Origin of the sequence: Trinickia fusca (genome assembly GCF_003628145.1) — a bacterium.
In the GTDB taxonomy this organism is placed as follows: Bacteria; Pseudomonadota; Gammaproteobacteria; order Burkholderiales; family Burkholderiaceae; genus Trinickia; species Trinickia fusca.
The window spans coordinates 38,932-64,218 of sequence record NZ_RBZV01000012.1; the positions used below are offsets into that span (position 1 = coordinate 38,932).

The 25,287-nt window shown below is 64.5% G+C and carries 20 protein-coding genes; 15 read left to right on the forward strand and 5 right to left on the reverse strand.

Features of this window, described 5'->3' with window-relative positions; genetic code table 11:
* From D7S89_RS21880 to D7S89_RS21895, 4 genes are all read left to right on the forward strand, one after another.
* Positions 1-531: a YfiR family protein gene (locus tag D7S89_RS21880; protein ID WP_121280963.1), complete on the forward strand. Its 531-nt coding sequence runs from the start codon at positions 1-3 to the stop codon at positions 529-531.
* Positions 528-2,408: a bifunctional diguanylate cyclase/phosphodiesterase gene (locus tag D7S89_RS21885; protein ID WP_245983137.1), complete on the forward strand. Its 1,881-nt coding sequence runs from the start codon at positions 528-530 to the stop codon at positions 2,406-2,408. Before D7S89_RS21880 ends, D7S89_RS21885 begins: the two co-directional genes overlap by 4 nt.
* 444 nt (positions 2,409-2,852) lie before the next feature.
* Positions 2,853-3,560 carry a glycine zipper 2TM domain-containing protein gene (locus tag D7S89_RS21890; RefSeq protein WP_121280965.1) on the forward strand — a complete coding sequence of 236 codons (708 nt, stop codon included), beginning with the start codon at positions 2,853-2,855 and terminating at the stop codon, positions 3,558-3,560.
* A gap of 261 nt (positions 3,561-3,821) precedes the next feature.
* Positions 3,822-5,207: an alkaline phosphatase family protein gene (locus tag D7S89_RS21895; RefSeq protein ID WP_121280966.1), complete on the forward strand. Its 1,386-nt coding sequence runs from the start codon at positions 3,822-3,824 to the stop codon at positions 5,205-5,207.
* Positions 5,208-5,269: 62 nt separating this feature from the next.
* Here the strand turns inward: D7S89_RS21895 and D7S89_RS21900 are convergent, their stop codons facing one another.
* The 3 genes from D7S89_RS21900 to D7S89_RS21910 form a co-directional block, all read right to left on the reverse strand.
* Complete coding sequence (locus tag D7S89_RS21900; protein ID WP_121280967.1) at positions 5,270-6,406, reverse strand: acetate and sugar kinases/Hsc70/actin family protein; 1,137 nt, start codon at positions 6,404-6,406, stop codon at positions 5,270-5,272.
* Positions 6,407-6,595: 189 nt separating this feature from the next.
* Positions 6,596-9,979: a hypothetical protein gene (locus D7S89_RS21905; protein WP_121280968.1), complete on the reverse strand. Its 3,384-nt coding sequence runs from the start codon at positions 9,977-9,979 to the stop codon at positions 6,596-6,598.
* 102 nt (positions 9,980-10,081) lie between these two features.
* Positions 10,082-10,255, reverse strand: coding sequence for a hypothetical protein (locus D7S89_RS21910; RefSeq protein ID WP_220702192.1), 174 nt, complete (start codon positions 10,253-10,255; stop codon positions 10,082-10,084).
* Positions 10,256-10,400: 145 nt separating this feature from the next.
* Between D7S89_RS21910 and D7S89_RS27245 the strand changes: the two genes are divergently transcribed.
* On the forward strand, positions 10,401-11,000 hold the full coding sequence (locus D7S89_RS27245; RefSeq protein WP_147426728.1) for a hypothetical protein: 600 nt from the start codon (positions 10,401-10,403) through the stop codon (positions 10,998-11,000).
* Between the two features lie 758 nt (positions 11,001-11,758).
* On the opposite strand, the gene D7S89_RS21920 is transcribed toward D7S89_RS27245, so the two are convergent.
* Positions 11,759-12,871, reverse strand: coding sequence for a cupin-like domain-containing protein (locus D7S89_RS21920; RefSeq protein WP_183085307.1), 1,113 nt, complete (start codon positions 12,869-12,871; stop codon positions 11,759-11,761).
* A 281-nt stretch (positions 12,872-13,152) separates the two neighbouring features.
* On the opposite strand from D7S89_RS21920, the gene cysC reads away from it, so the two are divergent.
* From cysC to D7S89_RS21950, 6 genes are all read left to right on the forward strand, one after another.
* Positions 13,153-13,779 carry an adenylyl-sulfate kinase gene (gene cysC / locus D7S89_RS21925; RefSeq protein ID WP_121280972.1) on the forward strand — a complete coding sequence of 209 codons (627 nt, stop codon included), beginning with the start codon at positions 13,153-13,155 and terminating at the stop codon, positions 13,777-13,779.
* A gap of 49 nt (positions 13,780-13,828) precedes the next feature.
* Entirely contained in the window at positions 13,829-15,244 is a 1,416-nt protein-coding gene (locus D7S89_RS21930) for a DUF4915 domain-containing protein (protein WP_121280973.1), read from the forward strand.
* A 56-nt stretch (positions 15,245-15,300) separates the two neighbouring features.
* Entirely contained in the window at positions 15,301-15,555 is a 255-nt protein-coding gene (locus D7S89_RS27560; RefSeq protein WP_183085308.1) for a hypothetical protein, read from the forward strand.
* A 149-nt stretch (positions 15,556-15,704) separates the two neighbouring features.
* Positions 15,705-17,255 carry a DUF4915 domain-containing protein gene (locus D7S89_RS21940; protein ID WP_121280974.1) on the forward strand — a complete coding sequence of 517 codons (1,551 nt, stop codon included), beginning with the start codon at positions 15,705-15,707 and terminating at the stop codon, positions 17,253-17,255.
* Between the two features lie 19 nt (positions 17,256-17,274).
* Positions 17,275-18,198, forward strand: a complete 924-nt coding sequence (locus D7S89_RS21945; protein ID WP_147426730.1) for a hypothetical protein — start codon at positions 17,275-17,277, stop codon at positions 18,196-18,198.
* Positions 18,199-18,215: 17 nt separating this feature from the next.
* Positions 18,216-19,136 carry a lytic transglycosylase domain-containing protein gene (locus tag D7S89_RS21950; RefSeq protein ID WP_121280976.1) on the forward strand — a complete coding sequence of 307 codons (921 nt, stop codon included), beginning with the start codon at positions 18,216-18,218 and terminating at the stop codon, positions 19,134-19,136.
* Positions 19,137-19,198: 62 nt separating this feature from the next.
* Here D7S89_RS21950 and D7S89_RS21955 read toward each other — a convergent pair whose 3' ends face one another.
* Entirely contained in the window at positions 19,199-21,607 is a 2,409-nt protein-coding gene (locus tag D7S89_RS21955; RefSeq protein ID WP_121280977.1) for a penicillin acylase family protein, read from the reverse strand.
* Positions 21,608-21,763: 156 nt separating this feature from the next.
* Here D7S89_RS21955 and D7S89_RS21960 point away from each other — a divergent pair, with 156 nt between their 5' ends.
* From D7S89_RS21960 to D7S89_RS21970, 4 genes are all read left to right on the forward strand, one after another.
* Positions 21,764-23,782, forward strand: coding sequence for a PatA/PatG family cyanobactin maturation protease (locus tag D7S89_RS21960; RefSeq protein WP_121280978.1), 2,019 nt, complete (start codon positions 21,764-21,766; stop codon positions 23,780-23,782).
* 260 nt (positions 23,783-24,042) lie between these two features.
* Positions 24,043-24,276, forward strand: a complete 234-nt coding sequence (locus D7S89_RS27250; RefSeq protein ID WP_183085309.1) for a hypothetical protein — start codon at positions 24,043-24,045, stop codon at positions 24,274-24,276.
* Between the two features lie 75 nt (positions 24,277-24,351).
* Complete coding sequence (locus tag D7S89_RS21965; RefSeq protein ID WP_147426732.1) at positions 24,352-24,603, forward strand: hypothetical protein; 252 nt, start codon at positions 24,352-24,354, stop codon at positions 24,601-24,603.
* Between the two features lie 22 nt (positions 24,604-24,625).
* A complete protein-coding gene (locus tag D7S89_RS21970; protein WP_121280980.1) occupies positions 24,626-24,868 on the forward strand; it encodes a hypothetical protein in 243 nt (80 codons plus the stop codon).
* The last annotated feature ends 419 nt before the right edge of the window (positions 24,869-25,287 follow it).

Consider the following 25,287-nt stretch of genomic DNA (forward strand, 5'->3'; position numbering starts at 1 on the left):
ATGACCAGCATCAGACGAACATTGTGCACGGCCGGATGCTTGCTGGCGTTGATCGCCGTTCTGCGCGTGCCCGCGCGCGCGCAGGCGAACCTGTACGCGCTCCAGGCCGCCTACATTTTCAACTTCACCGAGTTCGCGGACTGGCCGGTCGCGCCGGCGCATGGGCCGAATCTCGTCGTATGCGCCAATCAACACAGCGCGCTCGGTACCGCCCTATCGAAGCTCGACGGCCGTCTCGTGGCGGGCAAAGCCTGGCGTTTGCGTCCTGTCCCTGAAGCGGTCGGCGTGACAGCCTGCAACGTGCTCGTGATCGACGAGAGCACGGCCGGGGCACCGTCGACGAAAGCCGTGCTCGCCTCCGACGCCCCGCTGCTGGTCGTGCGCACGGCCGAAGCCGGCGACGGTCCGTACGTGATCCTGCTCTTTCGCGACGGAGACAAACTTCGGTTCGACATCGACAAGAGCGAAGCGACTCGCCGTCATATCACGTTGAGTTCGAAGCTGCTTCGTTTGGCAAGGAGCGTGTTGTGAAACGCAAAGGACATGGAACGCCGAGCCCGGTCAAGGAGATGGCTCGCGTCAAGCTGGCGGGCGTCTGCGTAGCGCTGTTGATTTCGAGCGCCGTGCTGCTCGTTTATCAGGCGGTGACGCTACGCACCACGCTGACCGAAAACGCCAATTTGCAGGCTGAAATGATCGCCGACAACGTCTCGGCATCCGTCATGTTCGCCGACGCTCGTTCGACGGCCGAGGTCCTGCATTCGCTGGGCAAGGTGCCGTACGTCGAGGAAGTCTGCATCTACACTGAAAGCGGCAAGCTGTTCGCGGGCTACCGGAAACCGGGCTTCGACAAGCATGATCACGCGGTGGGCTCGCTGGCCAAAGCGACAAGCCAAGGCAAACGCCTGTCGTTGAGCGACGTATTCGTCGCCTCGACGATCAGTCAGAACGGTAAAACCCTTGGCTACGTCGTGCTCGTCGCGGGCACGAGCGGCATGCTCGCGCAACTGCTGCACTACGGCGGCTTTCTGGTCGCGGCGTCGATGTGCGCGATCTGGATCGCGTTCGCGGTCACCTCGCGCATGGGAATGCGCATCGTGCAAGCGGAGAAGAAGCTCGAATACCTCGCCTCCACCGATCCGCTTACGGGCTTGCCGAACCGGCGCGCCTTCTACGAAGAGCTCGACGAGCGGCTGCAAGATGCGCTGGCGTCGGCCACGCGCGTGGCGCTGATCCTCGTCGATCTCGACGACTTCAAGACGATCAACGATACGCTCGGCCACGGCGCCGGCGACGACTTGCTCAAGCATGTGGCGATCGCATTGCGGCAAGCGGTGCGCAAGACCGACGTGGTGAGCCGTATCGGTGGCGACGAATTCGCCGTGCTCGTCGAGGCGGCCGATCACAAGGCGGAAGGACTGGCGACGGCCGAGCGCATCGCGCGTGCGCTTGCGCGTCCGTTCGACCTGACACGCGCGAGCGTGGTGGCGACGGCCAGCGTCGGCGTGAGCGTGTACCCCGACGACGCCGAAGACGTCGCTGCGCTCGTCAGCAGTGCCGACATTGCCCTGTACGCGGCCAAGAGCACGGGCAAGAACGTCGCTGTCGCATTCCACCCCAGCATGACTGTCGAAGCGCACCGGCGCGCACGGCTCGAAACCGAACTGCGCAAGGCCATCGACGCGGACGCGCTCCATCTCGTCTACCAGCCGCAATTCGATTGCCGCACGAGCCAGCTCATCGGCGCCGAAGCGCTCGTGCGCTGGACCCACCCTTCGGATGGCGAGATCTCGCCCGCCGAATTCATTCCGGTCGCCGAGGGCAGCGAGCTCATCGTTGCGCTGGGTCAATGGGTGCTGCGACGCGCCTGCCTCGACGCCGCGCGCTGGAACGCGGAGCACGACACGGCGATCCATGTCTCGGTCAACGTATCGGCACGGCAGTTGCGGCAGGCCCAATTCACCGAGCAGGTCAAAGCCGTGCTCGACGAAAGCGGGCTCGCCTCGCCTCTGCTCGAGCTCGAGCTGACCGAAAGCCAGCTGATGGCGAACATGGCCGTTGGCGTCGAAGCGATGCAGCAGCTGCGCACGGCTGGCGTGCGGCTTGCACTCGACGACTTCGGCACGGGCTACTCCTCGCTGTCGTACCTGCAGTCGTTCCCCGTCAACAACCTGAAGATCGATCGCAGCTTCATCCGGCCGCTGCCGCAAGCGGGCCAGCCGATCGTAGCGGCCATCATCTCGATGGCGCGCAGCTTCGGTATCGCCGTGGTGGCCGAGGGCGTCGAAGAACCGTCCCAGCTCGCGTGGCTGTGTGACGCGGGCTGCGACATCGTGCAAGGCTACCTGACCGGCCGGCCGATGCCGGTCGCGCAGTTCCGCGAGTTGCTCGGCGCAGAGATATGCTGACGGCCCGACGCTGCTGAGCCCGTCTTTGCATCGCGGCTGCAAATGCCAGCGGGTTCAAGCACTTAGCTTCGCTGTCCCGACGATATCCACAAGGCCTTGCACAGAAGCTGTGGAAAAGCCTCCTCGACGGAGGAACGTTGTGCCATCCGGTGCCCCTTGCAGGCCGAAACCGATCCATCGCGCGCATCCACTCGTAACAAGGCTTATCGTGCATCGGCCCGCCCGCGCCAGCGCCCGTCTTTGCATCGCGCCCACAAACCTCAATCGGCTCAGCCACTTAGCTTCGCTGTCCCGACGATATCCACAAAGCCTTGCACAGAAGCTGTGGAAAAGCCGCGCTAGCGGCCTCGCTCGGCGCTACAACTGCTTACAAATCTCGTGTCTCGACGGTCCACCGGGCCAGCGTTTGCCGCGTTTTTGCAGGCATCTACCCCGGAGCCTGTCATGAACACGAACAACTCTACCGACTTCCCGCAACGCAATCGCATCCATCCGCTCGTCGCCGGCGCCGCGGTCGCCGTCATGCTCGTCAGTGTCACGGGCATCGCTGCGATGACGGGTTTGCTGCCGACCTCGCATGCCGTCACCGCGCCCCCCGAGCAAGCGGCGTCGACGCCGATGCTCGCGCAAGCGGCCAGCGGCGCGGTCACCTCACCTGCGCAGCAACCTGCCGTCGAGCCGCGGGTGACGCGCGAAAAGACTGTCGACGAACCGCGCGTTCATCACCATCACAGCGCGCCGGCGGCCCCCTCGCCGGCCTACACGAGCAACCAGGGTTATGGCGAGGCCACGCGCCCCGTCGCGCAGCAGCCGGCCTACGACCCGAACGCCGGCGAAGTGGTCGCCGTGAACGCGGTACAGACGGCCCAGCCGACCACGGGGGTCGGTGCCGTCGGCGGCGCGATCGCAGGTGGCCTGCTCGGCAATCAGATCGGCGGCGGACGCGGCCGCGTGCTGACGACCATCGCGGGCGCAATCGGTGGTGGCCTTGCCGGTAACGGCATCGAGCATGAGGTGCACAAGGCGACGTCGTATCAAGTGCAAGTGCGCATGCGGGACGGCAGCTATCGCAACTTCACCTACAACCAGGAGCCTGCCTTCGGCATCGGCGAACACGTCCGCGTGATGGGCGATACGCTGATGGCCTCTTGACGCATCGAGCACCCGCCCCACCCGCTGGCGGTGCAGCACAACGTGCGGATCTTGGCAAGCACCGCCGTTTGCAGCACTGCTTGCGGCGCCCCCTTCGGAGGGGGCGCATGAGGCCGAACCGATTACGGGTTGATCCCGAGCCTCCGACGTCCGAATCTCCTCCTATTCTGTATGACGTTAGCGTGACGCGTAGGCCAAACGCGCGTTTAGTCGCTGCGCGCGCCACGCCGTGTGAGTCACGCATCGTCCGAGGAGCGAGCCATGGCCATCGTCAATCGATTGATCAACAAGGTTTTCGTGCTGATGCTCGAAAACCGCTCGTACGACAACGTGTTCGGCTGGTCGGATCTCAAAGGCTTCACACCCGAGGGCGTCGCCACGCAGGCGGACGGCCTCATCGGCAAGCCGCTCTTCACCAATCGCGACCGCAGCGGGAATCTGCACACAGTCGGTGCCGGTGCATCATTCCAGATGCCGTTCGATCCCGGCCACGAGTTCTCCGATGTCCTGCTGGCGCTCTGCGGGGCGAATACGGTGTCGACGGCCAACTGTGTCGCCGACACGGCCCGTATCACGGGTGCCTACCCAGCGCCTGCCGCGTCGGCCAACGACTTCGGCTTTGCCGCCTGCCTCGAAGATCATGGTTTCGATACGGCGCTCGGGCTGCGTGCATTCACGCCCGATCAACTGCCCGTGCTGAACTTTCTCGCGCAACAGTTCGCCGTCTGCGATCGCTGGTTCTCGTCGATGCCCGGGCCGACCTGGCCCAACCGCTTCTTCGCACTGGCCGGAACGTCGTGGGGCCTCGATCACAGCCCCAGCGACCTGTCGACGTTTGCCTCGAACTTCCTGAACGCGGCGCGTTTCGGCAATGGGCGGGACTCGGTACTGACGCTGCTGCCCAGCGATGCCTGGATGGTCGTCGACGGCGATTCCCCGCAATCGTGGGCACTGGCCGGCGTCGAGCGTTATCCGCAAAACTTCGTGCACTTGGCAGACTTCTTGCCGCAGCTTGCCGAACCGGGCGCCTTGCATCCGCGCTTCATCTTTATCGAACCCGCTTACGATGCGCTGTCGCTCAATCATTTCCGCAGCGGCAACTCGATGCATCCGCTCGGCGATGTACGGCGCGGCGAGATGCTGATCAAGACGCTGTATGAAGCCATCAAGTCGTCGCCGTATTGGGAGCAAAGCGCGTTCGTCATTCTGTTCGACGAACATGGCGGCTTCTTCGATCATGTCGTGCCGCCGACCTGCGTCCCGCCAGCGCCCCCGACGGACGACGACCTCAATCGCCACGGCCTGCGTTTCGATCGCTATGGCTTTCGCGTGCCCGCGATCGTCGTCTCGCCGTATGTGCGCCAGGCGACGATCGATCACACGGTCTACGATCACACGTCGCTGCTCAAGACGCTGAACGGGCTGCTCTCGCCTGCGCAATCGCTGTTGACTACCGCGCGCGTGAACGCGGCCAATTCGTTCGAGCGCTTGTTCACGCTCAACGTACCGCGCCATCGCGACGACATTGCGCCATGTCCTGCGCCGGTGCCGCTCCCCGCCGATGCGGCAGCGGCGCTCGCCAATGTCGGCACGGGCCGGTCGATCGGGGCGTTCCAAACGCTGCCTACGTATCGTGGTCAAGCTTGATCGCAACGCCGCGCGGTGGAACACACCGTGCGGCGTCGCGGAGCCATGTCAAGTGGATTGATTTATTTGGCTCCCTGCCTGACTGCCTTGATCAGGTATCCCATCGTCCAGGATGAGTCGACGCCGGTCTGTAGTTTATCGTTCGGGAAGTTGAGCTTTCCGAACACGAACGATTCAGAAAAAACGGCGTTGGCGCAAGTATGGAATTTGGTGCTGAACGTCCGCGACTTGCACGCCGTGTCGATCCCCCCCGAGCCTTTACCGAACCCAACGTCAGCCGAAAATTTGATGGCATTTCCCAAACCGGCGAACTTGTCTCTGTCATCCACAGGAAGAGCTTGCTGTAGCGCGAGCGCCGTTTTGGTCACGCCCAGGCTCAGCTTCACTGGAGCGTCGTTCTGGCCGGTTTCGGTCTGGTCGTAGACGGTCGTGTCATAAGCCTTCCGGCATTGCGCGAAGTCAAAACCCCCACCCTCCTTGCATTTCTCCCCGTACTGGGAATCCTTCGCCAACGCCCACGCATCGTTCGCCCCCAGGCCAAGAAACGACCGGCTATAAACCTTATGCGGCTTGCCATCGATCGTGACGGACTCCACATCGTCCGCGTTCCTTTCTACTTCGAATGCGACCTGCGCCGACGCGCCCCCTACCTCGACAATACCGCGCGTCTTTGCATGGGGGGCAAACCTGCCTTCCTTGTCGTTGACGGCTATCCAGGCATACAGTCCCTCTTCCGCACCCGAGATGGTACGGGCCTCTCCCACGTTGTACGGTGATTCCTGGATCTGCTTGAGCACGGCCGCATAGACGTTGCCGCTGTCATTGACCTTACGCATGCCGGCCGTTGCAAGCACGTCGACGGTGACGTCGTTCGGGCTCACACGGACATTACGTTGCAGCCAGAGGTTCACGTCGCCCAGCAACTTCTTGACGACGCCCGCCGAGCCGTCGACGTCACCAGAGAGCTCCGTCCCCGTCGGCATCGAGTCGGGATTGCCGGCGAGCGTGATCGTCCTTCCCTCTATCTTGTAGATCAGCGCACGCGAGCTGCTGCTGCCCGCATCGACGACGACACGATAGGTTTGAGCCTGCGCCCACCCTGCATAAGCCACCGAAGCCACGCCGATGGCCGCACTGAAAAGAATCTGACGCACCCGCCATGCGGCACGCCGCGGCTCGTGCTTGATCGTCGCTAACATGTTCGACCACTCCTTTAGTTGTTCGAATCGAATTCCCGCGTGCCGCAACGATCGGCCAGACGGGCAATGTAGGCCGGCCTTGCGCCGCAAGTGCCGGTTCGAACAAGTTAGCGATGGAGCTGCGCCTATCGAATAGAGCAGATGGCCCACACGTGGTCACGGGCCCAAGGTCATGCGACCGACGATCGATCAGCGATCGTCCGCCTGTGGCGGGTCTTGCCAGATGCGATCGATCGCATCGAGTTGCGCAGGCTTGTGAATCATCGAGATCAGTTCGCGCTCGCCCGTCGCGCTTTGCTCGAGCGTCGCGCGCACGCCCAGATTCAGTCCCGGACTGCTTTGGCGGCTGACCCGCTCGTACACTTTGAATTCGACGGGCAACCACGAATCGGGCCGCTCGAGCAGCGCCGCGTAATCGGCCTCCCAATGCGCGATCTCATCGGACGGCGCACGGCGCGCGGTCAACATGGCAATACGGTCGGCGTAGGTATCGAGGGCTTTAGCCGCATGCTCGCGCAGCCGGAAGCGATGAAACATCACCTGGTTCTGCCGGTAATTGGCCTTGACCTCCAGCAGATGCGCATCGATGCGGGCGCGTCCGCGTTCGAGCATGGCATGTCGCTCGTCCGGGTTGTCCGGCATGCGCGGGGCGTTGAGGTCCATGCCGAACATCAGTGCCCAACGCTCGTCACCGCGAACGGCATCCGCGTAATCGTTGAAGTGCATGAACTCGGTGTCGGCGTATGAGACCCGGTGCACGAGCCGTCCCTCTTCGCGCACCAGTGACACCTTGGCCATGTGCTGCCGGTCGCGCACACGCACGCGCATGAGCGGCGAATCGGCCGACAGCAAGCCGATGCTCGCACTATCCTTGATCGCATGCGGCGAGTCGCCCACGCTGACCGTCACCCCCGCGCTGACGATGTGCCGGCCGCCACGCCCACTGCGATGCGTCTCGACCGCCGTCGTGCCGTTCGTGTCCTCGCTCGTGCCCTGGTTGCGCGATGCGTAGTCGTACGCGTAGCCGAGTTGCGGACCGATGCGCAGCGACGTTTCGCCGATGCCTGCTTTCACGGTCAACCCGCCCGTGACACTCACGCCATGATGCGTCTCACGCTGCGTCTGATCGTTCCAGACGACCGAGAAATCGTCATTGACGAGAAACGTCCGCGCGAGCGCGTTCCAGGCATCGTCGCCGTTCGTGAGATCGTGTGCCTGAGCATGCTCGAACACGAACTGGTTGATGTCTACCATGCCGCGCTGCAATCGCTTGTCGTCGAAGCCGCTGCCGTCTTCCTTCATGCGACGGGCGAGGATCAGCGAGAATGCGTTGCGGTCGAGGCGATCGGCTTGATAGGCGATCACGTTGACGGTTACGCCCGCTCGCAGCAGCAAATAGTCGCCCCCCACCTGCAGGCCCCCGCCCGCCTCGAAGTTGACGCGCTTCTGCGAACCGGCCGTGAAGTAGAAGCACGCCGTGCGACGGCCATATTCGAAGAATGCCTGACGTCCGCCTCGGGCGCGCAGGTTCAGACGCGGCGAGACCACGATGCCGGCCGCGGTCAGTAGCTTGCCGACGTTCGCCGACAAGCCCGATGTGCTGATGCCGACCTGCCCTCCGTCGACGAGCATGACCTTGCCGCCCGACTTGATCGTGCTGGCGAGCTCGTCGAGTGCCTCCCTGATCGCCGCGGGTGACAGGTTTGCCGGCACGATCGGTTCAGCGCGGACAATGCGGCGCAGGTTCTTGAAGTCGCCCTGCGTCGCCTCCGCCAGATGCGCCATGCTGCCGGCCATCGTCTCGAGCATGTCGAGATCGAGCACGTCGCTGCCTTTGGCCAGATGCGGTTGCAAAGCCGCGCGTGCGAGAGCGGCATCGGTGCGGCTCGCGCGCAACTTGACGGCGAAATGGCGCAACGACTGCATGGCCTCGCGCTCGCCGAGCGACGCCGATTCGCCTGGTGCGCGTAGCCCCTCGATGAGGCCGACCACGCGCGAGGCGATAGCAAGATAGTCGCTATCGTCGAGCGTCGCGCCGTAATCCAACTCCGATCGCCCCGCCCATTGGGCAAGCTCGGCGCGCTCGACGAGTGCGTTCAACGTCGGCCTTGCATCGCTATGGATATGGCGATCGGCTTCGGCATCGCTTTGCGCAAGCGCTGTATGCAGCGTCCGCACGATGTTCGCAGCCGACGCGTTGAGCATCGGCCGCTCTTTCTCGACGATATCGAGGTGTGCGCTATAGATGCCCTTGCTCAATGCCGTAAAGGCGCTCTTTTTACGACCCACGATACGCGGCAGCGCCGTTTTCCAGCCCGAATCGGACGCGCGCGGGATCGATGTATTGATTGTCTTGAGCAGCCTCGATTTGACTTTGGCGAGCGGCGTGCCGGGGCCATCCGTCATGAAGCCGTTGCGGCCGGCGAGTACCGAACCGATCTCCGACGGATCCAGCGCGGAGACATCGTTCGCATTCCAAAGTTTTAGCGAGGCCTCCACCATACACGCAAGGTGTGTCTGTTCGGCCGTCGGTGTCGAGGCTTTCCACGCTTGCGCTCGCGCGAGCACCGCGCTTGGATCTGCGGCGCAGTGGCTGGCCCGGACGATGGCATCGGCGGCTCGCAACATCACTCGCGGCGCGTAGCATGCCCCTTCCATGGATGGCCAACGTTCACCGGCCAAGCGCTTGACTGCGTCGTAGCCGTTTGCGGTCCCGCTCATCAACTGCGCCGTGCGCCACGCTGCGCGTTCGACGTCGTTCGCTCCTTCGGATGATGCCGAAGCGTCTTCGCCGCTAGCGGGTGCGTTCACGTCCAGCCCCTGGCCTAGACGCTCGATGACGCGCAGCGCCAGCCCTACGTCATGACCTGTCGCTTCGGCAAGGGCATCTGCCCATGCGACGGCCTCGCCGAAGCGCACTTCTGGCGCCACGGTGGGCGCGCCTGCCGCGGCATCGCACAATCCGACCAGTCGCTGCGCGAGCGCGCCGACGTCGTCCGTCGACTCGACCTCGCTAGCCTCCTCAGCCTCGTTCTGCGCGCCCGTGTGAAAGTTCTGCCTGATGAAATTGTCCAACACCCCTCGATCATGCAACGCCGAACGCGCGAACGCATGCGTAGCCGCATCGGCAATCGCGAGCGGACGCGAAGGAACAAAGGCGCCTACCGCTCGTACCATGTCCAACTGCGTGCGCGTCGACGAGCTCGCCACTTGCCTTGTGGCGTAAGGCATTGGCGCGTGGCTCAAGCGCACGTTGTCGGTCGACGTTTTCGAATCGGGTGTCGTGAACGTCTGGCCGAAACGACGTCCGTTCCCTATCAGGCTGGTCGTCTCTATGTCGCAATGCCCGAGTTTGGCCGCTTGTTTGCGCAGACCGCTCAGGGAGTGCGGGATCGACTGCATCGTTGCCGATGCAAGCCGCGTCGGCAACGTTCTCGATGCCGGGTTCGTTTGTGTGGCTTGCTGCGTCTGCGCCTGCATCGCGCTTTGCGCGTGTGGCTGCGACGGAATCGTCGTCAACTCGAAAGCGTGGTCGACGGCTGCAATGCCATCTTCGTTCGTCGGCCTGACCATGCGTGCGGGCTCCGGGGCGTAAGTGGAGCCTGCACTTTCAGTTCCGCCTATGACGCCCCTGAGTGCCCCCCGAAGCCGAGTACGCGGATGCGAAGTTCACTGTTATCCGCGTCGTTCGATAGCCGCTTTAGCCTGGTCGAAGGCATTGCCCAGATTCTGGAACTTGGCGGTTGCCTCTTCTATGCCAGACTTGATCGTCGCGTCATCGGCACCTTCGCGCCGCAACCGTTGCCCTACCTTGTCCGGGTGCATCTCGAGCGATTTCTTGAGGTACATCTTCTTGACCTCGGCCAACGAGGCCGTCTTGGGGTCGACGCCGAATACGTCGTGCCACGCCTGCGGCTTCGGCTGGGTCGATTCGCCGGACGTAGCGCCGCCCGTCCCACCGGTCGATTGAGGCCTCGGTCCGGCGTTGGCGCCCGTGCTGCCGGTCGGCCGCGCGCCACTGCTGGGCCGAGCGTTCCCGCTTGCTTGTGGACCGTGGCTGGCGCCCGTTCTTGGGGGCGTGCTTGGCCCGGAGCCGTCGCTTGGGCCCCTTGGCGTCGCACTCGGCCTCGGCGGCATTCGCGGTCCACTGCTCGGCCGTGCGCTCCCGCTTGCTTGTGGACCGTGGCTGGCGCCCGTTCTTGGGGGCGTGGTTGGCCCGGAGCCGTCGCTTGGGCCTCTTGGCGTCGCGCTCGGCCTCGGCGGCATGCGCGGCCCACTGCTCGGCCGTGCGCTCCCGCTTGCTTGTGGACCGTTGCTGGCGCCCGTTCTTGGGGGCGTGGTTGGCCCAGAGCCGTCGCTTGGACCTCTTGGCGTCGCGCTCGGCCTCGGCGGCATGCGCGGTCCACTGCTCGGCCCTGCGCTCCCGCTTGCTTGTGGACCGTGGCTGGCGCCCGTTCTTGGGGGCGTGGTTGGCCCGGAGCCGTCGCTTGGACCTCTTGGCGTCGCGCTCGGCCTGGCCGGCATTCGCGGTTCGCTTGTAGGCGGCGCGGCATGCGTGTGCGCAGCGGGTGCAGGACCCGACTGCCACCATTGATGCGCACCCGGCTGGGCTTGCGCTTGCCAAGGTGGCGCCGGCATCATCCCTGGTTGCGGATGTGCCATGTACACGTACGTCGTACGCGGCATGCCGTAGCCAAAGGATCCTGAAGAGCCGAACGCTCCGAACGAAGGCCGAGCGCCGAATCCTTGGCCATAGCCGCCGCCCATCGCGCGGCCGAAGCGCGCCCCCAGCATTCCGCCCAGTACCCCGCCCAATACACCGCCTCCCCCCGGAAACAGCATCGACCCGCCCAACGCACCCAGCCCCCCGCCGAGCATCGAAAGCATCCCGCTCGCCATAAAACCGCCTGGGCGCGCGAAGCCCGACCCGTAAGCGCCCATGCCGAAGCCTGAGGAAAAACGGGTGCGCAGTGGAGAAGGAAAACCGAAGAAAATGGTCGGGGGCACATTCGGTCGACCATAGGCAAACCGGCCGAATCCGTTAGCCGATGCATTCATCTGCGGTAGCGGCGCGCGCAGGTTCGACGCGCCGGCACGTGCCGCGCGACCTAGACCAGATAACCCGTCAAGCGTCGAGCCGGCCATGCCTGCCCGACTCGAACCATAGCCGCCCTGCGGCGTCTGAGCATTCGAATGCCCCTCGACGCCGTCGCCGCCGACCGGTTCATTGCGGCCAATGCCGAAACCGTAGACCATGCGATCAACCTTGATGCCGCACCAATGCGGCTAATCGTGCCGGCGATTGTCGCGCCGCAGCCGCTAGCGACGCTGCATCGAATGCGAAGCGGCGGACTAGTTCGCGAAGTGCAGCGGCGCGATGTCTTCGTCGAGAAAGCGGCTGACCGAAATCACGTCGTCGATGGCCCAGACACAGTGATACCAGCCCGGAGGCACGATCAGCAGGTCGCCCGCATCGATCGTTATGTCGACGTACCGAGCCTGCGCGAACAACGGGAAGCGCGTGAGGTCAGGATTCGCGGCGTCGACGCGGCACGGCTGGTGGACGTTGAACGCTTCGAACGGATAGAGCCGCTCGCGTTCGGCTGGCGCAAACAGCCGTACCTTCTTGCGACCGTGCACCTGCGCGAGAAACGAGGCAGCCACGTCGCAGTGTAGGCGCGTCACGAGTGCGTGCTCCCGCCGCGCACCGGCCCAGATCTGCGGGGCGCTGAACGCCGCCGGTGCGAACATCGGAAACGGAAACAGCGGTTCGAGCGCCGCTGGCAGCAGGCAACCGTACGTGTACGGCACGTCAGCCACCTCGCGCGACGCGCTGCGCAGCGCCCCGATGAATGTGCGCAATGACAGCACCTTGCCGTCCGCGCCGCCGAGCAGCGCCACATCGCCATGCTGCGCGGCAAACTCGTCCAGGCTCCATCGGCATGCGGGCCACTCGAGCACGCCACGCAAGCACAAGGGGCGGCTGGCCGTCAGCGAGGCCAGGACCGCAGACGCATCGACGGTCGAGGTCTGCGGCACCTCATCCAGCCATGCCGGTGCCATCGCACGCGCACGCTCGAGCCGTGCGACTGTTTTCGGCGTGGGGCGCTTGAGAAGCTGCAGCAGATGATGTGCGACCTGCACGTCGCCGGCGATCGCGATGCGACTGCCGAACTCGACAATTCGTGCATCGAATGTTGTGGGCGCGGCGAGTATCGCATCGAGTGTTGCCGCGGTCATCGAGACCGTCGCTTCGACCGGCCTTGCCCCGTCGTCGGAGACTGTCGCGAACGTCGCGCCGATCTCGAACGTGCGCGTCACACAGCGCCGCCCATACACCGCCACCCTAACTCTCGCCGCCTGCGAGCGCGGCACATGGCACTCCGCCGCTCGCGTACCGAAACGCTCGAGCGCCGCGTTCACCCGCTCGTCCACCGGCTGCGCCACCTCGTATGCAAGCTCCATTGCGCTTTCCCCTCGTCTGCCCTGCTTTGGTCGATATGCCCAGCGGCACGCGGTGACGATAGCGCCAGGCATGCCGGCCGTCGTCAGCCACGCGAACTGCCGCACAGTCACGCGAATGCGGTAGCCCGTACACCTCGAAACGTCACGACGGCCGTCCGCCTCCTTCGCACAGCGTTACGCGTTTTCGTCGCGCGTACGTGACTCCCCGCGCGTCATTTTTAATCTTACGGCCATCGACACGCATCGTCAGCCGATGCGTCGTTTTACGTGAGGAGACACTCATGTCGGCACCCACGCAGGAAGTCGTTCGTCATCCCGGCCAGGTCGACGACGACGCGCGTCACGCGCTGTTCGGCCACCGTCCCGCGACCCTCTGGCTCACCGGCTTGAGCGGCGCGGGAAAGTCCACGCTCGCCTATGCGCTCGAGGCACGGCTAACGGCCGAGCACCACGCATGCTGCGTACTCGACGGCGACAACCTGCGTCACGGGATCAATCGCGACCTAGGTTTTACCGACGCAGCGCGCCGCGAAAATCTGCGTCGCGTCGCCGAGGTCGCCAAGCTCATGAACGACGCGGGGCTTATCGCGATCGCAGCGCTGGTCTCGCCTTTCGATGCCGACCGTGCGCTCGCGCGCGACATCGTCGGGCCGGCGAAATTTCTGCAGGTGCACGTCGCCACGCCGCTGGCCTGCTGCGAGTCGCGCGATCCCAAGGGCTTCTATCGGCGCGCGCGTGCCGGCTCGATGCGTGGCTTCACGGGCATCGAGGCGCCCTACGAAGCGCCGGCCGATCCGGCACTCGTGCTCGATACGAGCTGGATGAGCGTCAACGCCTGCGTTGATCGTCTGTGCCGCCTGCTCGAGCCGTTCGGCATCGCGCCGCATACCGCGGCGCGCGCTGCGTAACGCTCGTTTCGAGCTCGTTTCGTCCACTCGCTCATTACGGAAAAGTCACGTGTCGCCACTACTGATCAGCTTTTGCTTCACGAGCCCGCCCGGCTTCGCGCTCGGCAAGCTCGACATCGATTCCGAACGGCTCGAATGGGTCGACCTTGCGCATCCCGACTACGCCATTCACGGCGCGATGGGAATGTGTCGCTATCGCGGCGGCTACGCAGTCGTCTTGCACGCCTCGCACGACGGCCGTCATCTGAGCTGCATCGGCGAACTGGACGCGTCGTTGCGCTTGACGCGGCTCGCACCGTTGGACAGCGTGCGCGACGGACATTCGGTCATCGAACACGACGGCGCCCTGCTCATCGTCAGCAGCGGGACGAACCAGGTCGTGCGCGTCGAGTGGCCTCACGATGCGGCGCCGCGCGAGCAAGTGTTCTTCGAGATCGAGCCTGGCAGCGACACGCTGCACATGAATTCGCTGCAGACATTCGAAAACAAGCTCTATCTGTCGATGTTCGGCAACCGCGGCAGTTCGTCTTGGCGCGACGCCGCCAACGGCCGCGTGATCTGTATCGACAGCGGCGCGGCCATTGCCGACGGACTCCATCATCCGCATGGGCTGTTCGTCGACGACGGTGCCCTCCTATGCCTTGCCTCGGCGACGGGAACCATCCGCCGCGTTGCTGGTGTAGCGGGCGTAGCCGAGCCGCGCCTCGAAGGCTATTTGCGCGGCATTGCATCGGATGCCCATGCGATCTATGTCGGCACGAGCCGCTTGCGCAACCGCAGCAAAAGTACGGGCGCCAAGGAAACGCCGCTCGTCGAAACGGGGGTCGGCTGCGGGCTGCACATCGTCGACAAAGCGAGCGGACAGACACGCTGGCTCGATCTGAGCCCGTTCGCTTCGGAAATCTACGACCTCATGCCGCTTCCCGAAGGCACGGCCGTCACCGGTACGCGCGAAGCGGCGATGCTCGCAAGGCTGCGCGCGCTCAATCGCCATACGCCCGAACTCATGCAAAAGGCTGCTCAGGCCGAGCAGTACTTCCACGAGTTCAACGGCGTGATCGGCGAGCTCATCGCTGAGCGCGACTACGCGACGGCGACCACGATCCTCGATCGTCTCATGCGCGGCCCGTTGCGCGCCCGGCTCGACTGGCATGCCGATTACGCGCTGTGTCTGCTGCACCAGGGCGACACGCTGGGCGCGATGAAGCACTACGCCAAGGCGCTCGGCGAGAACCATCCGCGCCTGGCCGACATTCAACACCTCGCCCAAGCAGGCCTCGAGTGCGGCGATCGAGCCGAAGCGATCCGGCAATTGCAAGCGTCGCTCGCCTTGCTGAAGGGGCAGTCGCGCACCGGCAAACGCCGACATCCCGGCACCTCGCGCGGCGCCGGCGGCAAGCGGCCGCGAGCGGCCGGACCAGCCGCGAGCCTGACAGTCGTACCGCATCACTCGTTGCGCGCCTAGTGCGCAACGCAAGGGAATGCGCGGCGCGCCCCGGCTGCTCGTGCGCTGGGGCGGCAATGTTCGAAGCGACGTTCGCCGCGCGTCGCTTCATCAACGTAAAGGAGAAGTCCTATGAGCGTGACACCAGTCGGCACCCAGGATACCGCGTCGCCCAGCAGCGTTTCATCGCCGAGCAGCGCGTCGTCGCCAAGCAGCGTCTCGTCGGCCAGCAGCGCATCATCGCCGAGCAGCGCCTCTTCGAACAGCAGCCCCTCGTCAGCGAGCGGTCCGTCCAGCGATCAACACCAGATGGACTCGCAGCTGGTCGATAAGCTCATCCACCTGCTCGAAGAACTGCTCCAACAGCTGGAAGGCAACCAGTCGGCGGGCTGACGCCCTACTCGCCCAGCCGGGCCGACGCAACGGACGGTCCGCTTCTTCAAGCCATGCGCTTCTCTACGAACCTTCCGTGAGACGTCTGATGACCCGACTCTTGATCAGCTTCCGCGTGGCAAGCCCACCGGGGCATGCACTAGCGCAACTCGATACCGACACCGAGGCATTCGAATGGATCGACCTCGGCGATCCCCAATTGAAGATTTACGGCGCGATGGGCCTGTGCCGCGACGGCGAGCGCTACCTCACCGTATTCCAGGCCCGGCGCGAAGGCCAGCCCGTCAACTGCATCGGCGAGCTCGACGCCAATCTGCGCCTCACGCGCCTCGCGCCGCTGCGGCGCGTAAAAGACGGCCACTCGATCGTGATGCACGACGGCGCATTGCTCGTCGTCAGCAGCGGCACGAACCAAGTCATTCGCGTCGACTGGCCACGTCACGGCGAGCCGAAGGAAAGCGTCTTCTTCGAGATCGAGCCGGGCGCCGATACCCTGCACATGAATTCGCTTCAGTATTTCGACGGCCGGCTGCATCTTTCCATGTTCGGCCCGCGCGGCGATGCACTGTGGCGCGACGCCTCGCAAGGCCGGGTGATCCGTATCGACGACGGCGCCGTCATCGGCGACGGTCTTTACCACCCGCACGCGCTGTTCGTCGACGGTGATGCGCTACTGTGCGTCGGCTCGATGACGAGCAGTGTCCATCGACTGTCGGGGCTCGCGCCCGACGCGTACGATGCCCTCTCGGCTGGGGCTGACGCCGCTTCGCCCGCATTGCGTGGCTATCTGCGTGGCGCGGCAGCCGACGACGACGCCATCTACATCGGCACCAGCGCGGGCCGCACGCACAGCCGGGCGAATGGCGTCGCGCTCGGCACAGCCCCTGAGTTGACGCACGGCATCGACTGCGGCGTCTATGTCGTCGACAAAGCCACCCGCGCGATACGCTGGATCGACCTGAGCCCGTTTGCGGCTGAAATCTACGATGTCCTACCGATTCCTGCCGACACGCCGATGCGCGGCGATCGCAGCGCCGCCATGCAGCAGCGCCTGCGCGCATTGAACGCCTACACGCCCGAGATGCGGCACCATGCCGTGCAAGCCGATCAATATTGTCGCGAATTCAACGGCGTGATCCGCGAGCTCATCGACGAGCGCAACGACTACTGCACCGCCTCACGCATCCTGCAACGTTTGTTGTCGCGTGCGGGCCGCCCCAGGCCGCACTGGCAGTTCGACTACGCCACCTGCCTGCTTGAAACGGGAAATGCGAAAGGCGCGCTCGACCATTACCGACGAGCGCTCGCCGAAGGCCATCCGCGTGAACCGGTGCGTGTCGCGGTCGCACGTGCCGTGGCAGCCGTAGGCTCCATCAACGTCGACGATGACCTGCGCGAACTCATCGGTATCGGGAACGAACCCGCGCGTACACGCGGCATTTCATCCACTCGGCAGGCTGGCGGATCAATAGATCGCACCGTTGCAACGCCTGCCGATACCGCACGTCCCCCCGTCAATGCGCAAGCGCGCGCAAAGGCCATGCTTGCGCAACTGCGGGAAAAGACCCAGCAAAACGGCACCTCACGCACCGCCAAGGCGGCAACCGCCGGCACCGCGTCCAATACCTCATCTACGTAGACATCACAGGAGAATGCGCATGAATATCAACTTCCCTAGCGAGAACTCGACGCCAGAGACGTTCGATTTCGGCGGCGAGCACAACTGGGGTTCGGACCACGAGTCACCGGATCTCGACTCGATCAACAAGGATTTCTCGGACGTCAATAAGGAGATCGAAAAGCTGATCGAAGAGCTGCTCCAGTACGCCGAGAATCAATCTAACGGCAATTCGCCACAACCGCCGGAGGGTGGCCACGAATCGCACAACGGCGGACACAAGCACGGCCACGCGCACAAGAGCGGGCACGGACATGAATCGTCGGGCTCGCACTGCAAGCATCACGACAGCTCGTCGCCCCACGACACGCAGACACATCATAGCCATGAGCCTGCCGATTCGAACCCCGACGATACGACGCCTGTCGGCGGCCCGACCGGGAAGAACACAGGCACGTACAACGCCGGCCACAATCCGCAGATCGACAAATGGTCGAATCAGATCGATAAGGCATCGAAGCTGACTGGCCTCGACCCGAACCTGATCGGCGGCCAGATGTGGGCAGAGTCGCGCGGCGATTCCGGGTCCGACATCAACAGCAAGAACATCGACGGCACGACCGATCTCAGCCTCATGCAGATCAGCCAGGAGCGTTGGGAGCACGACGTGCTGCCGACGCTGAGCGCGCAGGACAAGGCCAACATCAAGGCCGCGACGGGCAAGGACGCCTCACAACTCGACATGAGCAACCCCGACGACAACGTGATAGGCGGCGCATTCGAATTGCGCTCGCACATCGTCGATGCGGGCGGCGACGTCAATAACCCGATGGGCAATCATGACGCCGTGTTCAAGGGGCTCGAAGCCTACGTCGGTGTCGGCGACGAGTCCAAGTACGCGAATAACGTGCTCACGAACGAGAAAGTGCTGCAAGAAGGCGGCAAGCTCGACGACAACCAGTAACTCGACAGGAGAAAGCCATGCGTGTGGGAAACCCAGAACCGAATCAAGGCACTCATGAGCCTGGTTCGTTCGATTTCGATTCGGAGTCGTTCCCGGAAGGCAAGCAGACGGACCAGCCCGGTCAGTCGTCGAACGACCCATCGAGCTCGATCGAAGACACCGAGCAAGAAATCATTCAGGAACTCGAACAACTGCTCGAAGAATTGATGCAGATGACCGATCAACAGCTCGGCGCCGGCAAGAACAGCCCGGAGAACGTTCCAGGCGGCGGCGGTGGTGGGGGCAAGGGACACGGACATCATCACGCGCCCGTCGGCGAGCACAGCGGATCGACGCCGCACGGCGAAAAATCCGTTACGCCGCATGGGTCGCATGAGCCGACTACGCCGACGGACACGACGCCGACCGACACGACCCCGACCGACACCAACAACGACACGCCGCTCGTCAAAGGCAAGTACACGGCGTCGGATCTCGGTACGCTGCCGCCGGCATTGAAGCCGTTCGAAAACGACATCCTCAACGCGGCCAACAAGTCGGGCATCCCGCCCAACGTGCTGGCCGGTCAGATCTATCAGGAGTCGCGCGGCAAAATCAACGCGGGATCGACGAATCAGGGCACGGGCCTGACCGATGCCGGACTCATGCAGGTGGACCCGGCGACGTTCGACGCGTTGCGCAAGGAACACCCGGACCTCGGGCCGAATCTCAGCGATCCGGCGACGAACATCCTGGCCGGCGCGTATTACGACGAAGACATGGCCAACAAGTTCGGGGGCAGCATTCCACTGATGCTGCGCGCGTACAACTCGGGGCCGAACGGAGTGGACCGCAACGATGCGAACGCGATTCCAGCAGGGACGGGCGACCCGAACTACGTGAAGCTCGTCATGGAGTACGCCGACGACATCAAGAGCGGGAAGCCCTTACCGGCTTGAAACCGCGGCAAGTATCGGCGGGACGCGATGACAAACGCGCCCCGCCGCGCACGGGCTGCCGTTCAACGTTGTTGCGGCACGATCAGCAGCTCATGCGAAGACTTGCCCGGCAGCAGCGGCCCCGGCCGCATGGCAACCCATGCTTCGTGCCCGGCCAGAAACTGTGGGCTCAACGGATTGCCGCTCTGGCCGCCAGGCATATCGAACAGCGCCTCGCCTTCATGGCCCGGCGAAACGACCATACGTTCCGAGGGACCGAAGTGAGGCCCCGCCACACGCGGCATGTTTGCGTCGCCGGGGATCGGCTCCTCGGGTGCGCCAAGAACGAAATCGAGCGACGGCCACATTGCAGCGAAAGGATGCCGGATCGCCGTGCGATTGCGCCTGCCCCAGGTGGCGTTCGTCAGCGCCCCGTCCGTCTGCGTCGCGTGCCGAATCGCGAGATCGATCGCTCGAAGTTCGACGTCATGCCAGCTTTCGCCTTGGGGCAACCAGTTCGCAGGCTGCTCATCGATAAGCCGCGCAACGACCACGCTCCATCGCGGGTTGGCCTTCGCATAGCTCGCGTTCCGATCGAGCCCGTGCAAGGTTTCGTCCACCGAGCCGAACAGCTCCTCATACAGTGCGTCCATGAACATGCGCGAGAGCCGGTAGCCAACCGAGTCGACACTCGCTCGACCTGTCCATGACGTTTCCAGCAAGCGGCGAAACGCCTGCCGGTCCGGCCGGTTGGCGAGCGCCGCATCGTCGAGCGCGGCGAGCGCCCGCTGCCGCCACGGTGCAATGAACAGCGCGCGGTCGTCGGCCAACACCTCATAGCCGGCGGCTTCATCGACACGATCGCCGAGGCCATGCAGATCGTCGCGAATCTGCCGTGCACGCGCGCCGATATCGGCGCCGCCGTCGCCGATCTTGCGATACTCATCGCCCATCAGCTGACGATTGTTGGCAGTCCATAGTTGACCGCTCGGCGGATCGTTCACACGCGGGTAATCGTCAGGAGCACGCAGCGTGGTCCAGGCTTGCTGTTGATCGGCCCGATACGGAAAGCTAGCCGCGGCCGATGCGTCGCGGCCCGGCAAGGGCCCTGCGATGGTCCAACCGATATGTCCGCGCGAATCGCCGACGATGAAGTTCAGCGTGGGTATGCCCGCGCGTGCCGCAATGGCTTCGGCATCGCGCACATCGTCGGCCTGCTCCAAGCCTTCGAGCCCGACATTGACCGCGCCCGGCATGTCCGCCACCCAATGGATCGCATAGAACCGTTTGTCGATCTGCTGGACCGGGCCTTCATCGGTCTCGATCACGGTCATGGTTTCCGGCTGCGCGCCTCGTATGTTGAACGTCTCGATGAACTTGTGCGCCATCTTCCAGCCGTGGATGTCGCGATAGCGCAGTGAGTCCTGAGGATCGAATTGCACCTCGACGAGGTCGAGGTAATCGCCATAGCTATTGGTGAATCCCCATGCGATGTGCTCGTTGCTCCCCACGATCACGAGCGGGGTGCCCGGCAGGGATACGCCGGCTACGTGGCGCATATGTCCATGCGCATCGGGAAACGCCAGCTCGAGCCGATACCACGTGTTGGGCAAGCCGAGGTTCAAATGCATATCGTTGGAGACGATGGCACTGCCGGTTTTGCTGCGCCAGCCTGCTATGGCCCAGCCGTTGCTGCCGACGGCCTGAGTCGATTCGACGGCAGCGACCTGGCGCGGCTTGGCGACCGGCACGAACCATGAAGGCGCCGACGCGGGCAGCGCTGCGCTGGCCATGATCGATGCGTCGGCGTCGAGCGGCGCGTCGAAGGCGCTCTCGGTCGGCAGAAGAAACGCCGCTTGCCCATCGGTCATATGTTCCCTGAGCCAACCTCGCGCGAATTTTCTCGAGTCGAGATTCCCTTGCAGATCGAAGTACATGGACCACACGGCGAGCAACGTATCGGCCTCGGTCCAGCGCTTGGGTTGCTGCATCAGCACGCCGTACTCGAACGGGCGCGCCCGCATGGCCGCCAGCCCCGCATTCACGCCTTCTGCGTAACGCTGTAGCAGCGTCCGCTGCTCGGCGCTCACTTGCGCGAGGGCGGCATTCGCACGATCACGGAAACGATAAAGCCGATGTTCGCGGTCGAGCTCGAGCGCTTTCGCGCCGAACAGCTCGGCAAGTTCGCCAGCGGCACTTCGGCGCATCAAGTCCATTTGAAAGAACCGCTCTTGCGCATGAACGAAGCCGGTGGCAAAGGCGACGTCGTCGCGACGCTTGCCCGTGATCAGCACCGCGCCCTCGGCATCCCGTTGGATGCTGACCGGTGCTTGCACGTCGGGGGTCGCGATCTTTCCGTCCTGGACGGGCAGGCTGGCATGAATGAAGCCCCATGCGAACAGCATGACCAGCAGCAGGATGGCAAGCAAACCCGCTGCGATCGGAGTGGTCCAGCGGACGACGAAGCGTAATGAATTCAAGGCGGCCCTCATGTCGGAGCGAGCGGATGAAGCGTCTCGCACTCGCATCGTAGTACCTATGCCCCAGGACGTATAGCGCATTGTTGGCGCCCCTCCCAGTTCGCAGAATGACGCCACCACAACCGACCGTGAGCATGGGCTCAACGGCAAGCAGAGACTGGGACGGATATGAAAAAAGCGCGCTACCTAGCCACGCCAGCCGCCGCATCAAATCTGCAAGGGACGGCAGCTTTTCAATCGGAACGCGAGGTCGGTCTCGCCTCGCTCCATGCCCTGACCCAGGGTGACCCGCGCGTGAGGATCGCGGTACTCGACGGCCCCATCGACTACGCTCACCCGAGTCTTCAAGGTGCCTTGCTGCAACCGTTGAAGGAGCCCTTGCCCGCACTACCCAACCATGCTACGCAGCGGCTCGGAACGGCAATAGGTCACGGAACGCACGTGGCCAGCGTGCTCTTCGGTCAGCACGGCACCAACGTCGAAGGCGTCGCGCCGCGCTGCACGGGGCTGATCCTGCCGATCTTCGAAGACGATCCCATCACGGGCGTGGTGCCGTGCAGCCCAGCGCGTCTGGCGGCAGCCATCTTCACGGCGCTCGACCACGGGGCTCACGTCATCAACATCAGCGGCGGCCAGCTGATCAACGCCCAGGATCCCGATCCCGCCTTGGCCGAGGCCGTGCAGGCCTGTGCCGCACGCAACGTTCTCATCGTTGCCGCGGCCGGCAATGACGGCTGCGAGTGTGCACACATGCCTGCCGCACTCGATTCCGTACTGGCCGTCGGCGCGGCCCATCGCGACGGCAGGCCCATGCAAGCGAGCAACTGGGGCGGCACTTATGCCATCCAGGGGCTGCTTGCACCGGGCGAGCTATCCCCCGGTGCGGCACCGGGCTCAGGCGTGGAATTCATGACCGGCACCAGCGCGGCGACGCCGCTCGTGACCGGCGTCGTGGCGCTGTTGCTGAGCCTACAGGTTCAGCGCGGCCTGCCTCCCGATCCGCATCTGGTGCGCGCCCTCTTGCTTCGCCACGCGCTTGCCTGCGATCCGCGTGTTTCCTCGCAGTGCTACCGGCATCTGGCCGGCAGGCTGCACATTGCCCCAACTGTTCGAACCATCCTAGAAGGAGAACCGATCATGTCCGAAGTCGTTGTTGGCCCCGTGGCGCAAACCGCCGCTGAAGACGCTCCGCAAGTCGAGATGTCCCAAGCGATGCCGAATATCGCCGCCGGCGCCGAAGCCGGTCTACTGCCGTCCGCACCGATCGCCTCCAAGCCGCCGGTGCCCGCCTTGCTGCGGCCCCTGAACGTCGCCGAACCGCCGCGCCCTGAAGCCGTCATGCCCTCGACCTGCGGGTGCGGCGGTGGGGAACCCGGCGCCCGGCCCAAATTGGTCTATGCGTTGGGCACCCTCGACTACGACTTCGGCACCGAGCCGTTGCGCGACTCGCTCGTGCAGGCGATGCCGATGACGGCGAATGCGCCGGAAGTGCGGAGCCAAATGCTGGCCTACCTGGACGAGAACCCGCACGAGGCGCAGGCGCTGATCTGGACGTTGCGGCTGGATGAAACGCCGATTTATGCCATCGCCCCAGGGGGCGCCTACGCCAGCCAAGTGTACGAGCGGCTGCGCGCCTACCTTGCGGAACACGTCGCCGGTCGTGCCGAACTGGTGTCGGTGCCGGGATACATCGCCGGGACGGTGCGCCTCATGTCTGGGCAAACCGTGCCGCTACTGGTGCCGGCTTTGCGCGGCATGTATTGCTGGTCCACCGCTCAGGTGCTCGAGCAGGCAATGGGCGGGCGTCCCGCCGATGGCGAGCGCGCCGCGGAATACGACAGGCGGGCCAAGGCGCTGCGCAACTATCTGGACCGCATCTACTATGCCCAACGCAATCTCGGCGACACGCCGGAGCACCGTGCGCTGAACTTCTCCGCCACGAATGCGTTTCAGGCGGCCGAGATCATGAGCATGGCAGCCCACGGCGACGCGCAGGTGGAGCTCAGCACGATCAGTGTCAGCAAGAGCCCGATCTGTCGCCCTGATTCGGACTGCTATGACGTGCAGCTGTGCTTCTTCAATCCCGATAACACCAACATGGCAGACCGCGTCTACCGCTTCACGGTCGACGTGAGCGATGTCATTCCGGTGAGCATTGGCCAGGTTCGCTCCTGGTCGCAACGCTAACTTGGTCCGTCATTCCCACCGAAGGAGCGAGCCATGACCGCCATCCTCCCCACGCGCTGTCGCCCCCATTCCCGCCCACCGGTGGAACGGGGACGTCAAGCCGCCCAGCCCTATGCCCGTGCCGGCATCGCGCCTAGCCAGAACCTGCAGCTCTTGTGTCAGGTTTGTTGCAAGAACGGCACCGCCGCTGCTTGCTCGAACGCGATACCGGGATGCGTGTGCGACCTATGACCGCGAACTCGCCATGCACCGGAGAAATCATGATGAAGACTCCTCCCCAACACGCCCCCGTGCTACGAGCGGCAGTCTTTCCTTCGGACTGCGGCATGACGAAGGGCATCGCCTGTGGTGCCGCCGTCGCCGCCGTGGGAGTCGGCTGCGCAGTCAGCGGCGGATTAGCGTGTCTGCCTGCGTTGCGTATCGTCGCTAATGCCGGCTGCTGCGACTGCCTCATGAACGGCACGCTCGTCGAGGCATGTAAGGCCATCTTCTAGCCTCGTCGAAGGCGAGGCTCGATTGCCCGGCGACGCCGTCTCCGGGATTTTCCACCCCAAGCAAGGAGCAAAACCATGAACCTACCCCTGCAAAGCCGTCCGGTAGCCCGCCGCGAACGTCAGATGGGCATCCTCCCGCAGTCGGTGGCCTGTGTCCACGGCACCGTGGAAAACGGCGCCGTCTGCGTCAACCTGCCGATCATCGGCAAGAAGTGCATCGACGTCGGCCTGCATTTCGCCAACGGGCTGTCGGCATCGGTGTGCCTCGAGCGGATCTTCCCGCCGAAGGTCTGCGCCGAGGTGGCGGGCAGCCGCTTCTGCATCTGAGTCCACATAAGGAGCCAGTCTCATGAGCGTCAATAACCAAGCCCCACCGGTGCGCCGCCATCGATTCGACCATGCGTTGAGGGCGCCGCTGCATGCTGGCGGCATCCAGCCCTCGGTATGCACGGCAGCCGACAACAACGCCGTCGGTCAGTGCTTCGACCAGCACGGCGCCGTGCCGGGCCGCTTCAACTGCGCAGCCTGTTGCGCCTTGCGCGGTGCAACAGGCTGGCATAACCCGGCCAATGGTGTCGTCGTGGCCTGCTAACCGCAGAGGCCTCCGGGACGGACGATGTGTCCGTCCCTTACGTCCTGCACGTGCGCGCGGCATAGGCTCACTACTACGGAGATAACCGATGGCTTCGCACTACGAAATTCCTGGGTCGCGGTCGACGGACTCGACGCCCTCTGCTGGTTCAAGGCCATGCACGACGCGCGCTACGCGCAAGGGCGGGCGCCGCGCCCTGCCCGGCAGATGGTGCGGATACCTGGCCGCCCTATGGGCCGCATCGGCATTGGCACAGAGCGGCCAAGCGCCGCAGACCGACAGCGCCCAAGCGCCGCAACCCACCAACAACTGGCTCGTTCAATCGATCGTGCAACGCGCGCAGGAGACGCCGGCCAGCGGCACGATGCCCGCGCAGACGAGCGTTGCCAGCAGCACCGGGGCGACCTGCACCTGCCCGC